General features: G+C 41.7%; 14 protein-coding genes. 12 read left to right on the top strand and 2 right to left on the bottom strand.

Going from position 1 to position 12,095, the window contains the following annotated elements; all coding sequences use genetic code 11:
* Positions 1-16: 16 nt before the first annotated feature.
* Both NG22_RS09520 and pdxA read right to left on the bottom strand, forming a co-directional pair.
* On the bottom strand, positions 17-607 hold the full coding sequence (locus NG22_RS09520) for a DUF177 domain-containing protein (RefSeq protein WP_053405538.1): 591 nt from the start codon (positions 605-607) through the stop codon (positions 17-19).
* Positions 608-747: 140 nt separating this feature from the next.
* Positions 748-1,881 carry a 4-hydroxythreonine-4-phosphate dehydrogenase PdxA gene (pdxA, locus tag NG22_RS09525; RefSeq protein WP_053405539.1) on the bottom strand — a complete coding sequence of 378 codons (1,134 nt, stop codon included), beginning with the start codon at positions 1,879-1,881 and terminating at the stop codon, positions 748-750.
* A gap of 233 nt (positions 1,882-2,114) precedes the next feature.
* Here pdxA and rsmA point away from each other — a divergent pair, with 233 nt between their 5' ends.
* The 12 genes from rsmA to NG22_RS09580 all read left to right on the top strand — a co-directional run bounded on the left by rsmA (position 2,115) and on the right by NG22_RS09580 (position 12,086).
* Positions 2,115-2,918 carry a 16S rRNA (adenine(1518)-N(6)/adenine(1519)-N(6))-dimethyltransferase RsmA gene (gene rsmA, locus NG22_RS09530; RefSeq protein ID WP_053405540.1) on the top strand — a complete coding sequence of 268 codons (804 nt, stop codon included), beginning with the start codon at positions 2,115-2,117 and terminating at the stop codon, positions 2,916-2,918.
* A complete protein-coding gene (locus NG22_RS09535; protein ID WP_367379232.1) occupies positions 2,891-3,892 on the top strand; it encodes a magnesium transporter in 1,002 nt (333 codons plus the stop codon). Before rsmA ends, NG22_RS09535 begins: the two co-directional genes overlap by 28 nt.
* Positions 3,893-3,912: 20 nt before the next feature.
* On the top strand, positions 3,913-4,251 hold the full coding sequence (locus NG22_RS18330; protein ID WP_367379245.1) for a magnesium transporter: 339 nt from the start codon (positions 3,913-3,915) through the stop codon (positions 4,249-4,251).
* 36 nt (positions 4,252-4,287) lie between these two features.
* On the top strand, positions 4,288-5,223 hold the full coding sequence (locus NG22_RS09540; protein WP_053405541.1) for an NAD(P)-dependent oxidoreductase: 936 nt from the start codon (positions 4,288-4,290) through the stop codon (positions 5,221-5,223).
* 267 nt (positions 5,224-5,490) lie between these two features.
* A complete protein-coding gene (locus tag NG22_RS09545; protein WP_172674360.1) occupies positions 5,491-6,396 on the top strand; it encodes an Rpn family recombination-promoting nuclease/putative transposase in 906 nt (301 codons plus the stop codon).
* 62 nt (positions 6,397-6,458) lie between these two features.
* Positions 6,459-7,328, top strand: coding sequence for an Rpn family recombination-promoting nuclease/putative transposase (locus tag NG22_RS09550; RefSeq protein WP_072159249.1), 870 nt, complete (start codon positions 6,459-6,461; stop codon positions 7,326-7,328).
* A gap of 63 nt (positions 7,329-7,391) precedes the next feature.
* Positions 7,392-8,273 carry an Rpn family recombination-promoting nuclease/putative transposase gene (locus NG22_RS09555; protein WP_053405544.1) on the top strand — a complete coding sequence of 294 codons (882 nt, stop codon included), beginning with the start codon at positions 7,392-7,394 and terminating at the stop codon, positions 8,271-8,273.
* Positions 8,274-8,335: 62 nt separating this feature from the next.
* Positions 8,336-9,229 carry an Rpn family recombination-promoting nuclease/putative transposase gene (locus NG22_RS09560; RefSeq protein ID WP_072159251.1) on the top strand — a complete coding sequence of 298 codons (894 nt, stop codon included), beginning with the start codon at positions 8,336-8,338 and terminating at the stop codon, positions 9,227-9,229.
* Positions 9,230-9,292: 63 nt separating this feature from the next.
* Positions 9,293-10,174 (top strand): Rpn family recombination-promoting nuclease/putative transposase, encoded by an 882-nt coding sequence (locus tag NG22_RS09565; protein WP_053405546.1) that lies wholly within the window; start codon positions 9,293-9,295, stop codon positions 10,172-10,174.
* A 62-nt stretch (positions 10,175-10,236) separates the two neighbouring features.
* A complete protein-coding gene (locus NG22_RS09570; protein WP_172674361.1) occupies positions 10,237-10,812 on the top strand; it encodes an Rpn family recombination-promoting nuclease/putative transposase in 576 nt (191 codons plus the stop codon).
* A 63-nt stretch (positions 10,813-10,875) separates the two neighbouring features.
* A complete protein-coding gene (locus NG22_RS17610) occupies positions 10,876-11,106 on the top strand; it encodes a helix-turn-helix domain-containing protein (protein ID WP_053405548.1) in 231 nt (76 codons plus the stop codon).
* 62 nt (positions 11,107-11,168) lie between these two features.
* A complete protein-coding gene (locus tag NG22_RS09580; protein WP_172674362.1) occupies positions 11,169-12,086 on the top strand; it encodes an Rpn family recombination-promoting nuclease/putative transposase in 918 nt (305 codons plus the stop codon).
* Positions 12,087-12,095: the final 9 nt, after the last annotated feature.

Below are 12,095 nucleotides of genomic sequence, written 5' to 3' on the forward strand. Positions count from 1 at the left end.
TATTAGGATTCACCAATTATTTTTTCTTCAAATTCTTTAATGCCTCCCAGCGTGGGTCAACAGGCTGGTCGTCATTAGTTGCAGAATCATCGGCCTCCTCCTCAGAATCCTCCTCTGCACCCGACTGGTACACCAGTTTGCCATCGTCCCGACGGTCAGGAAGTAGTTCCGCCAATAAATCTTCTTCTTCCTCTTCCTCACGGAATTTCGGATGAAGCCTTTTCATCGGCATCCCCAGGGTCAGAAACTCATAGATGTAGTAGGCCACGTTAATTCGCAGGGTATCTTTTGTGATTACTGCAAACTCCCCGTCGTACTCCACCTCTTCGTCTCCATATTTAAAATAAGCGGTGTTTTCCACCGATATTTCCTCTTCAAAAGGCTCCAGTGAACGATCACAGATCAATTCCACCTTGGCCTCTATGTCAAAATCCATACTAATATGGCGGGACTCCTTTTTTAAGGTAATCTTCGCCAAACCGCTCCCCTTTTCAATGATGCTATGTTCAAACTCATTGAAGAGCGAATCGTCAAAATCAAGCTCATAATCATAGGATTGTAAGCCTAACTGAAAGATTTCGATGTCAAATTTCTTAAGCGTATTCATCGCCTTTTCTCTAACAAGGACGCAAATTTAAAAATTAATTTTAAAAATCACGCCATCAATTCACGAATTATTTTCAACCTGCTTAAAAAAGCCTCTTGCCGGCCATAATTCTAAAATTTATTCTAAACTATCCGGAATTATTAATCCTTCTCCAGCTCGCTATCAATCTCATCCTGCGGCAGATCTTTTCTGCGCGACATCTTACGATCAAGATCTTCTACCGAAACTTTTGGTCGCCTCACCTGCTCTGCATTCTCCACTCTATTTTTACAGATATCTACTGCCATAAATAACGCTTCGAGGAAAGATTCCGGATCCGCCTTTCCCTTCCCTGCTATATCATAAGCCGTGCCATGATCCGGCGAAGTGCGCACTAATTTCAATCCGGCGGTATAATTTACCCCGGAATCAAAAGAAGCATACTTAAAAGGAATCAATCCCTGATCATGATACATGGCTAACACGCCATCAAACTTCTTATGACTGCCGGTACCAAAAAAGCCATCTGCCGGAAATGGACCATAAACCAAATTCCCATGCTTTTTGAAATCATTTAATACCGGACGAATCACCTCTTCTTCTTCAGACCCTAACAAGCCTTCCTCCCCGGCATGGGGATTCAAGCCCAAAACTGCCAATTTCGGCTTGGAGATTCCAAAGTCACGCTTCAGGCTCTGAATAAAGATATTCATCTTTCTACGAAGCAAATCCTGCGTCAGCGCCTGAGGCACTTTGGCGATCGGCATATGCCCGGTCACCGTACCCACACGCAAGCCCGCATTATTACAAAGGAGCATTAAAGATTCTCCCTCCCCTGATAGCTGCGTTAAGTATTCGGTATGGCCGGGAAAATCAAAATCCTCTGACTGAATATTGTGTTTATTGATCGGGGCGGTCACCAAGGCATCAATATGTCCGGCTTTTAAATCCTCTCCCGCTGCTTTCAAAGAAGCCCAGGAAAACTGCCCGCCTACCTCAGAAGATTTACCTGCGGTAATCTCCAAAGGATCATTCCACACCTGAATCAAGTTCACCTTTCCTTCCTGCAGGCTATTGATATTATCTGCCGGATGGAAGGAAAAACCGTCAATCTTAAATCTTTTACGATAAAATAATACCACCTTCGGGGAGGCATATATCACAGGAAGACAGTAGTTGAGAATACGACTATCCGCCAAAGCCTTTACAATAACTTCCGGCCCGATGCCATTAATATCTCCTATTGAAATACCCACTTTAGGCTTCATATCCGTAGCGGTGGACTCTTTCCTCATTGAATTGACGATTAAGATGAAAAAACCTTCGCCAGCACATGCCTGTCGGATATTAAAGCCGATGCATAGTGCATGGTACAGCGAATTTATCTATTTTTGAGCCTGCAATTTAAAGCTTTTTTTGAAAAATGAAGGATTTCCCACAGGAAAGCCTTAGCAAAGGAGGCATTATTTTTGTACAAACAGATGGCCGCTGATTGGCAAGATTTACCTGATAATCCTTTAAAAATCATATGAATAACGTCAGACCAAAAAAACATTTAGGACAGCACTTCCTGACCGACCTGAATATTGCCCAAAAAATTGCCGATGGCATGACTGGTTATAAGGACTACCAGGAAGTACTGGAAGTAGGGCCCGGCATGGGCGTGTTGACGGACTTTTTGGTAAAACGACAGGACATTAACACGCATCTGATCGATATTGACAAGGAATCCATTGCCTACCTGCACCAGAAGTATCCGGAGCTTGGAGATCACATCATTGATGGAGATTTCCTAAAAATGGATCTCTCCAAAAGATTTGAAGGCAAAGCTTTTGGACTTATCGGCAACTTCCCTTACAACATTTCGACGCAGATTTATTTTAAAGTGCTGGAAAACCGGGATATCATTCCGGAATGTGTAGGCATGATCCAAAAAGAGGTGGCGGAACGTATTGCTTCTAAACACGGGAATAAGGTATACGGCATTTTGAGTGTTTTAATCCAGGCATTTTATGAAGTAGAATACTTATTCACAGTTCCTCCGGGGGTTTTCAACCCGCCGCCAAAAGTAGATTCTGCCGTTATTCGATTAAGACGAAATGAGGTAAAAGCTCTGGATTGCGATGAAAAATTATTTTTCCGTGTAGTAAAACAAGGCTTTAATAATAGAAGAAAGACGCTTCGAAATTCTTTAAAACCGCTAAATTTAAGTGATGAGCTAAGAGCCTGGGAGATGCTGGACAAACGTGCAGAGCAGCTTACCGTTGCTGATTTTGTTTTACTCACTCAAAAAATTGAAGCAGATTGGAATTCGCAACCCCATTCGAAATAACCAAAGACTTTGTTCAGCGCCTGGAGCGGGCGGTGGAAGAGCAAGATGAGCGATTCATCATTGAGTCCCTTCGCGGAGTAGAGCCTGCCGATGTCTCCCTGGTCCTAGAAGAGCTGGACAGTGATGAATCCAAATACATCCTGATGCTACTGGATCAGGAACTGGCGGCAGAAATCCTGTCCAACCTGGATGAAGACGTACTGCTTCCTTTTGTGGCTGAATTCAGCGCTAAAGAACTGGCCGGCATTGTGCAGGAGATGGAGTCCGATGATGCCGTGGATTTGCTTTTGGAAATCTCCAATCAGATGCGGGACGAGGTGATTGCCCACATTAATGATGAGGAAGCCCAAAACAACATCATCGACCTTTTGCGCTATGATGAGGACACTGCGGGCGGATTGATGGCCAAAGAGTTAATCAAGGCCAACTATAAATGGAATGTAGTACAAACTATTGAGGCCATTCGTCAGCAGGCGGAGGATGTTGAAAAAATTTACTCCATCTATGTGGTGGATGATTTTGATCGGCTCCTAGGTCGCGTTTCCCTGAAAGAAATGCTCTTAGCGAAAGACCAGACAAAAGTTGGAGACATTTACGTTCCGGAGATCAACACCATCTCTACCGATAGCTCGCAGGAAGAAGTGGTCGAGGTGATGCAACACTACGATTTGGAAGCTCTTCCGGTGGTAAATGCCCGCGGCCGACTGGTAGGTAGAATTACTATTGATGATGTAATTGACGTCATTACCGAAGCAGCAGAAGACGAAAGAAACCTGATGTCCGGGGTCTCGGACAATGTAGAGGAAGATGACTCCATCTGGAAGCTTTCCCGCTCCCGACTGCCATGGTTGATCATTGGTATGGGAGGCGGAATGCTGGCGGCCAAGTTCATAGGAAATTTTGAAAATGACCTGGCGGTAATCCCTGCTTTGGCGGCATTTATCCCCCTAATTACCGCTACCGGGGAAATGTAGGACTACAATCCTCCACCTTGGTGGTACAGTCACTGGCCAATCCTCTGGCGATTCGCGAACCTTTAATTGTGAGACTACTGAAAGTGTTTGGAGTGGCCGCCATCAATGGACTGGTACTGAATGCCATCGTTTTTGGGATTAATATGGCCATGGGTTTGTCATGGAATTTATCCATGGTGGTGTGTATCGCACTTTATACAGTGGTGATGTTATCTTCAGTACTGGGCACCCTGACTCCAATGGTTTTGGAAAAGCTGGGTATTAACCCCGCCATGGCCTCGGGACCGTTTATCACCATTGCCAATGACCTCTTAGGCCTGACGGTCTACTTCACAGTCGCCCATTTATTATTGTTGTAATTAATTTTCTCCAAAAGGGAGAAGCCGAATATTTAAATGAAAATACTCATAATCGATCAATTGCACGAGTCCATTCATCCCTTGATGAAAGCGGCAGACCTGCATTATGATTACCGACCCGAAATAAAAAAAGAAGAGGTTTTGGAAATCCTCCCCCAATACGAAGGCATTATGGTGCGCAGTAAGATGCGCTTCGATCAGCCTGAACTGGACAGAGGCACCAAACTCCAATTCATTGCCAGATCCGGTGCTGGCATGGATAATATTGATGATGCCTACGCTACAAAAAAGGGCATTCACCTCATTAATGCACCGGAAGGCAACCGGGATGCCGTAGGGGAACATACGATCGGGATGCTTTTACTCCTGATGAACAAAATGCACACCGCTGACCTGGAAGTCAGAAAAGGCATTTGGGATCGGGAAGGTAACCGCGGCTGGGAATTAATGGGCAGAACGGTTGGCATCATTGGTTATGGTCATATGGGACAGGCGTTTGCCAAAAGGCTGGCTGGCTTTGGGGTAAAAATATTGGCTTATGACAAATACCGACTAGATTATTCGGATCAATACGCCCGGGAAGCAAGTCTGGAAGAAATTTTCAATGATACCGATGTACTGAGCTTCCACACCCCATTAACAGAAGAAACCCGGGCATGGTGTACTTTAGAATTTTTCAAAAGATTCCGAAAACCGATCCTCTTCCTCAATGCTGCCCGTGGAGAAATTGCTCCTTTCCATGATTTAAATGAAGCCATGGATCGAAAGTTAATTTTGGCAGCAGGATTGGATGTATTGGAGGTTGAAAAATTTGATAAACTGACCCCAAAACAAAAAGAAGAGCTCAAAAAACTTCAGGAACGGCCTAATGTGATTTTTACCCCACATGTGGGCGGGTGGACTTTTGAGTCTTACCAAAGGCTGAATGAAGTGATGATTCAAAAAATTCAGGCCTTTTTAGAGCGTACATAAAAGGTGAAATTCATAACGAAAATTAGGATTATTACAGTAGCAATACCCGACTATTTTGAGAGAATAGCATCACTATTGTTGAGAATTTAACCGAGATCGCACACGATAATTCGAATTTGAAGTCGGACGGTGCTTAAATTCTTTCTTAGCCTAAAATAAATACTTACCCGACATTTCGTCGGGTTTTGTGTTTTATAGCACATCGGGGACCTTATTGAATCACCAACCAAAGTAATGGTATTCGGTTGATCGCATAAAACGATGGCCATGCCCAAAGAAATCTACATTGACCCTTTCACTGACTTTGGCTTCAAAAAGCTTTTTGGAGAAGAGGAAAGCAAAGAACACCTCATTGATTTCCTTAACCAGATATTACCAAAAAAAGACCTGATCTCTCACCTGCAATACGGCCAAAACAAACATCTCCCCAAAACAGCGCTGGACAGAAAGGCCATTTTCGATTTGTATTGCACCAATCAGAGCGGGGAACATTTTATCATCGAACTACAGCGTGCTACCCAAATGCACATCATCGATCGAAGTATTCATTATAGTTCTTTTCTCATTCAGCAACAAGGCCGAAAAGGCAAAAACTGGAATTATCAACTGCAAAAAGTATATGTCATCAGCATACTGGACTTCCTTTTGGAGAAAAGACTGAAATTGGGAAATGACTTGATTCACCATGGGCAAATAATGGAAATTCACCAACATCAGCCATTATCCAATAAACTCAATTACATCTTTATCGAAGTCCCCAAATTCAACAAAGTACCTGCCGAATTAAAAAACCGCAAAGATCAATGGCTTTTCCTGCTCAAAAATCTGCCCAACCTCCAAAAAAGACCTAAAGCGTTACAGGAGAGAATATTTCAGCGCTTTTTCGATCGCGCGAAAATCGCTAAATTGCCACCGGAAGAAGCTGAAAAATACATCATTGCCAAAGGAAAAATGGGAGATTATAAGAATACGCTGGATTATCGGGAAGCGAAGGGGCGTAAGGAAGGGAAAATAGAGGGGAAGCTAGAAGGTAGAATTGAAGGGAAGTTGGAAGAAAAAGAAAACTTAGCATTAAAATTACACGGGAAAGGTTTCCCAGTAAAAGAAATCGCAGAAATGGTGGAGGTTAATCCGGCGGAAATTGAAAAGTGGCTGAAAAGCTCGAAAAAATAACCTCAGCCAATCCCGCCAAAATCAACTACATATACTCTTTTAGGTTTATGGTAAAAAATACCATGCCCAAAGAAATCTACATTGACCCCTTCACTGACTTTGGTTTCAAAAAGCTATTTGGAGAAGAGGAAAGCAAGGAACACCTCATTGATTTCCTCAACCAGATATTACCAAAGGAAGACCTGATCTCTCACCTACAATACGGCCAAAACGAACACCTCCCCAAAACAGCCCTGGACCGAAAGGCCATTTTCGATTTGTATTGCACTAATCAGAGCGGGGAACATTTTATCATCGAACTACAGCGAGCCACCCAAATGCACATCGTTGATCGAAGTATTTATTACAGTTCCTTTCTCATTCAGCAACAAGGTCGAAAAGGTAAAAACTGGAATTATCAATTACAAAAGGTATATGTTATCAGCATACTGGACTTCCTTTTGGAGGAAAGATTAGGACTGGGCAACGCCTTGATTCATCATGGGCAAATAATGGAAATTCACCAACATCAGCCATTATCTAATAAACTCAATTACATCTTTATCGAAGTCCCCAAATTCAACAAATCACCTGCCGAATTAAAAAACCGCAAGGATCAATGGCTTTTCCTGCTCAAAAACCTACCCAACCTCCAAAAAAGACCTAAAGCGTTACAAGAGAGAATTTTTCAGCGCTTTTTCGATCGCGCGAAAATCGCTAAATTGCCACCGGAAGAAGCTGAAAAATATATTATTGCCAAAGGAAAAATGGGAGATTACAAGAATACACTGGATTATCGGGAAGCGAAGGGAGTTGAGAAAGGTAAATTCGAAGAAAAGAAAAACTTAGCCCTAAAATTACACGGGAAAGGTTTCCCAATAAAAGAAATCGCAGAAATGGTGGAAGTTAATCCGGAGCAAATTGAAAAGTGGCTGAAAAGCTCGAAAAAATAACCTCAGCCAATCGTGCCAAAATCAACTGCATATGCTCTATCGGGTTTATGGTAAAAAAATACCATGCCCAAAGAAATCTACATTGACCCCTTCACTGACTTTGGTTTCAAAAAGCTTTTTGGAGAAGAGGAAAGCAAGGAACACCTCATTGATTTCCTCAATCAAATATTACCAAAAGAAGACTTAATCTCTCACCTGCAATACGGCCAAAACGAACACCTCCCCAAAACAGCACTGGACAGAAAGGCCATTTTCGATTTGTATTGTACCAATCAAGACGGGGAACATTTTATCATCGAACTACAGCGAGCCACCCAAATGCACATCGTTGATCGAAGTATTTATTACAGTTCCTTTCTCATTCAGCAACAAGGTCGAAAAGGTAAAAACTGGAATTATCAATTACAAAAGGTATATGTTATCAGCATACTGGACTTCCTTTTGGAGGAAAGATTAGGACTGGGCAACGCCTTGATTCATCATGGGCAAATAATGGAAATTCACCAACATCAGCCATTATCTAATAAACTCAATTACATCTTTATCGAAGTCCCCAAATTCAACAAATCACCTGCCGAATTAAAAAACCGCAAGGATCAATGGCTTTTCCTGCTCAAAAACCTACCCAACCTCCAAAAAAGACCTAAAGCGTTACAGGAGAGAATTTTTCAGCGCTTTTTCGATCGCGCAAAAATCGCTAAATTGCCACCGGAAGAAGCTGAAAAATATATCATTGCTAAAGGAAAAATGGGAGATTACAAGAATACACTGGATTATCGGGAAGCGAAGGGGCGAAAGGAAGGTAAACAAGAAGGGAAGTTGGAAGAAAAAGAAAATTTAGCCTTAAAATTACACGGGAAAGGTTTCCCATTAAATGAAATCGCAGAAATGGTGGAGGTTAATCCGGCGGAAATTGAAAAGTGGCTGAAAAGCTCGAAAAAATAACCTCAGCCAATCCCACCAAAATCAACTACATATACTCTTTTGGGTTAATGTTAAAAAATACCATGCCCAAAGAAATCTACATTGACCCCTTCACTGACTTTGGTTTCAAAAAGCTATTTGGAGAAGAGGAAAGCAAGGAACACCTCATTGATTTCCTTAACCAGATACTACCAAAAGAAGACCTGATCTCCCACCTACAATACGGCCAAAACGAACATCTCCCCAAAACAGCACTGGACAGAAAGGCCATTTTCGATTTGTATTGTACCAACCAGAGCGGGGAACATTTTATCATCGAATTACAGCGAGCCACCCAAATGCACATCATCGATCGAAGTATTTATTATAGTTCCTTTCTCATTCAGCAACAAGGCCGAAAAGGCAAAAACTGGAATTATCAACTGCAAAAGGTATATGTCATCAGCATACTGGACTTCCTTTTGGAGAAAAGACTGAAATTGGTTAATAAATTGATTCACCATGGGCAAATAATGGAAATTCACCAACATCAGCCATTATCTAATAAACTCAATTACATCTTTATCGAAGTCCCCAAATTCAACAAATCACCTGCCGAATTAAAAAACCGCAAGGATCAATGGCTTTTCCTGCTCAAAAACCTACCCAACCTCCAAAAAAGACCTAAAGCGTTACAGGAGAGAATTTTTCAGCGCTTTTTCGATCGCGCGAAAATCGCTAAATTGCCTCCGGAAGAAGCTGAAAAATACATCATTGCCAAAGGTAAAATGGGAGATTATAAGAATACACTGGATTACCGGGAAGCCAAGGGGCGTAAGGAAGGGAAACAAGAAGGTAGAATTGAAGGGAAGTTGGAAGAAAAAGAAAATTTAGCCCTAAAATTACACGCAAAAGGATTTCAGTTAAAAGAAATTGCTGAAATGGTGGAGGTTAATCCGGCGGAAATTGAAAAGTGGCTGAAAAGCTCGAAAAAATAACCTCAGCCAATCGCGCCAAAATCAACTGCATATGCTCTATCGGGTTTATGGTAAAAAAATACCATGCCCAAAGAAATCTACATTGACCCTTTCACTGACTTTGGCTTCAAAAAGCTTTTTGGAGAAGAGGAAAGCAAGGAACACCTCATTGATTTCCTTAACCAGATACTACCAAAAGAAGACCTGATCTCTCACCTGCAGTACGGACAAAACGAACATCTCCCAAAAACAGCCCTAGACCGAAAGGCCAATTTCGATTTGTATTGCACTAATCAGAGCGGGGAACATTTTATCATCGAATTACAGCGCGCCACCCAAATGCACATCGTTGATCGGAGTATTTATTACAGTTCCTTTCTCATTCAGCAACAAGGCCGAAAAGGCAAAAACTGGAATTATCAACTGCAAAAGGTATATGTCATCAGCATACTGGACTTCCTTTTAGAAGAAAGACTGAAACTGGGTAATAAATTGATTCACCATGGGCAAATAATGGAAATCCACCAACATCAGCCACTATCCAATAAACTCAATTACCTCTTTATCGAAGTCCCCAAATTCAACAAAGCACCTGCCGAATTAAAAAACCGCAAAGATCAATGGCTTTTCCTGCTCAAAAATCTGCCCAACCTCCAAAAAAGACCTAAAGCTTTACAGGAGAGAATATTTCAGCGCTTTTTCGATCGCGCGAAAATCGCTAAATTGCCACCGGAAGAAGCTGAAAAATACATCATTGCCAAAGGAAAAATGGGAGATTACAAGAATACACTGGATTATCGGGAAGCGAAGGGGCGAAAGGAAGGTAAACAAGAAGGGAAGTTGGAAGAAAAAGAAAATTTAGCCTTAAAATTACACGGGAAAGGTTTCCCATTAAAAGAAATCGCAGAAATGGTGGAGGTTGATCCGGCGGAAATTCAAAAGTGGCTGAAAAGCTCGAAAAAATAACCTCAGCCAATCCCACCAAAATCAACTACATATACTCTTTTGGGTTAATGGTAAAAAATACCATGCCCAAAGAAATCTACATTGACCCCTTCACTGACTTTGGCTTCAAAAAGCTTTTTGGAGAAGAGGAAAGCAAGGAACACCTCATTGATTTCCTCAATCAAATATTACCAAAAGAAGACCTGATCTCTCACCTGCAATACGGACAAAACGAACATCTCCCCAAAACAGCGCTGGACCGAAAGGCCATTTTCGATTTGTATTGCACTAATCAGAGCGGGGAACATTTTATCATCGAACTACAGCGTGCCACCCAGATGCACATCGTTGATCGAAGTATTTATTATAGTTCCTTTCTCATTCAGCAACAAGGCCGAAAAGGCAAAAACTGGAATTATCAACTGCAAAAGGTATATGTCATCAGCATACTGGACTTCCTTTTAGAAGAAAGACTGAAACTGGGTAATAAATTGATTCACCATGGGCAAATAATGGAAATCCACCAACATCAGCCACTATCCAATAAACTCAATTACCTCTTTATCGAAGTCCCCAAATTCAACAAAGCACCTTCCGAATTAAAAAACCGCAAAGATCAATGGCTTTTCCTGCTCAAAAATCTGCCCAACCTCCAATAAAGGCCTAAAGCGTTACAAGAGAGAATTTTTCAGCGCTTTTTCGATCGCGTAAAAATCGCTAAATTGCCACCGGAAGAAGCTGAAAAATACATCATTGCCAAAGGAAAAATGGGAGATTACAAGAATACACTAGATTATCGGGAAGCGAAGGGGCGAAAGGAAGGGAAAATGGAAGAAAAAGAAAACTTAGCCTTAAAATTACATGCGGAAAAATTTCCCCTCACGAAAATCGCGGAAATACTGGAGGTTAATCCGGAACAAATTGAAAAGTGGCTGAAAAGCTCGAAAAAATAACCTCAGCCAATCCCACCAAAATCAACTACATATACTCTTTTGGGTTAATGGTAAAAAATACCATGCCCAAAGAAATCTACATTGACCCTTTCACTGACTTTGGCTTCAAAAAGCTTTTTGGAGAAGAGGAAAGCAAGGAACACCTCATTGATTTCCTTAACCAGATACTACCAAAAGAAGACCTGATCTCCCACCTACAATACGGCCAAAACGAACATCTCCCCAAAACAGCACTGGACAGAAAGGCCATTTTCGATTTGTATTGTACCAACCAGAGCGGGGAACATTTTATCATCGAATTACAGCGTGCCACCCAGATGCACATCGTTGATCGAAGTATTTATTACAGTTCCTTTCTCATTCAGCAACAAGGCCGAAAAGGTAAAAACTGGAATTATCATCTACAAAAAGTGTATGTTATCAGCATACTGGACTTCCTTTTGGAGGAAAGACTGAAATTGGAAAATAACTTGATTCACCATGGGCAAATAATGGAAATCCACCAACACCAGCCATTATCCAATAAACTCAACTACATTTTTATCGAAGTCCCAAAATTCAACAAAGCACCTGCCGAATTAAAAAACCGCAAAGATCAATGGCTTTTCCTACTCAAAAACCTACCCAACCTACAAAAAAGACCTAAAGCGTTGCAGGAGAGAATTTTTCAGCGCTTTTTCGATCGCGCGAAAATCGCTAAATTGCCACCGGAAGAAGCTGAAAAATACATCATTGCCAAAGGAAAAATGGGAGATTACAAGAATACACTGGATTATCGGGAAGCGAAGGGGCGAAAGGAAGGAAAAATAGAGGGTAAGCTAGAAGGAAAATTGGAAGGAAGAATTGAAGGGAAGTTGGAAGAAAAAGAAAATTTAGCCCTAAAATTACACGAGAGAGGTTTCCCATTAAATGAAATCGCAGAAATGGTGGAGGTTAATCCGGCGGAAATTGAAAAGTGGCTGAAAAGCTCGAAAAAATAACCTCAGCCA

The organism is Persicobacter sp. CCB-QB2, assembly GCF_001274635.1.
Classification (GTDB): Bacteria; Bacteroidota; Bacteroidia; order Cytophagales; family Cyclobacteriaceae; genus Persicobacter; species Persicobacter diffluens.

Excerpts from the sequence above, each read along its gene's own strand:
- NG22_RS09520 (WP_053405538.1), bottom strand. The coding sequence starts at position 607 with ATGAATACGCTTAAGAAATTTGACATCGAAATCTTTCAGTTAGGCTTA.
- pdxA (WP_053405539.1), bottom strand. The coding sequence starts at position 1,881 with ATGAGGAAAGAGTCCACCGCTACGGATATGAAGCCTAAAGTGGGTATT.
- rsmA (WP_053405540.1), top strand. The coding sequence starts at position 2,115 with ATGAATAACGTCAGACCAAAAAAACATTTAGGACAGCACTTCCTGACC.
- NG22_RS09540 (WP_053405541.1), top strand. The coding sequence starts at position 4,288 with ATGAAAATACTCATAATCGATCAATTGCACGAGTCCATTCATCCCTTG.
- NG22_RS09545 (WP_172674360.1), top strand. The coding sequence starts at position 5,491 with ATGCCCAAAGAAATCTACATTGACCCTTTCACTGACTTTGGCTTCAAA.
- NG22_RS09550 (WP_072159249.1), top strand. The coding sequence starts at position 6,459 with ATGCCCAAAGAAATCTACATTGACCCCTTCACTGACTTTGGTTTCAAA.
- NG22_RS09555 (WP_053405544.1), top strand. The coding sequence starts at position 7,392 with ATGCCCAAAGAAATCTACATTGACCCCTTCACTGACTTTGGTTTCAAA.
- NG22_RS09560 (WP_072159251.1), top strand. The coding sequence starts at position 8,336 with ATGCCCAAAGAAATCTACATTGACCCCTTCACTGACTTTGGTTTCAAA.
- NG22_RS09565 (WP_053405546.1), top strand. The coding sequence starts at position 9,293 with ATGCCCAAAGAAATCTACATTGACCCTTTCACTGACTTTGGCTTCAAA.
- NG22_RS09570 (WP_172674361.1), top strand. The coding sequence starts at position 10,237 with ATGCCCAAAGAAATCTACATTGACCCCTTCACTGACTTTGGCTTCAAA.
- NG22_RS09580 (WP_172674362.1), top strand. The coding sequence starts at position 11,169 with ATGCCCAAAGAAATCTACATTGACCCTTTCACTGACTTTGGCTTCAAA.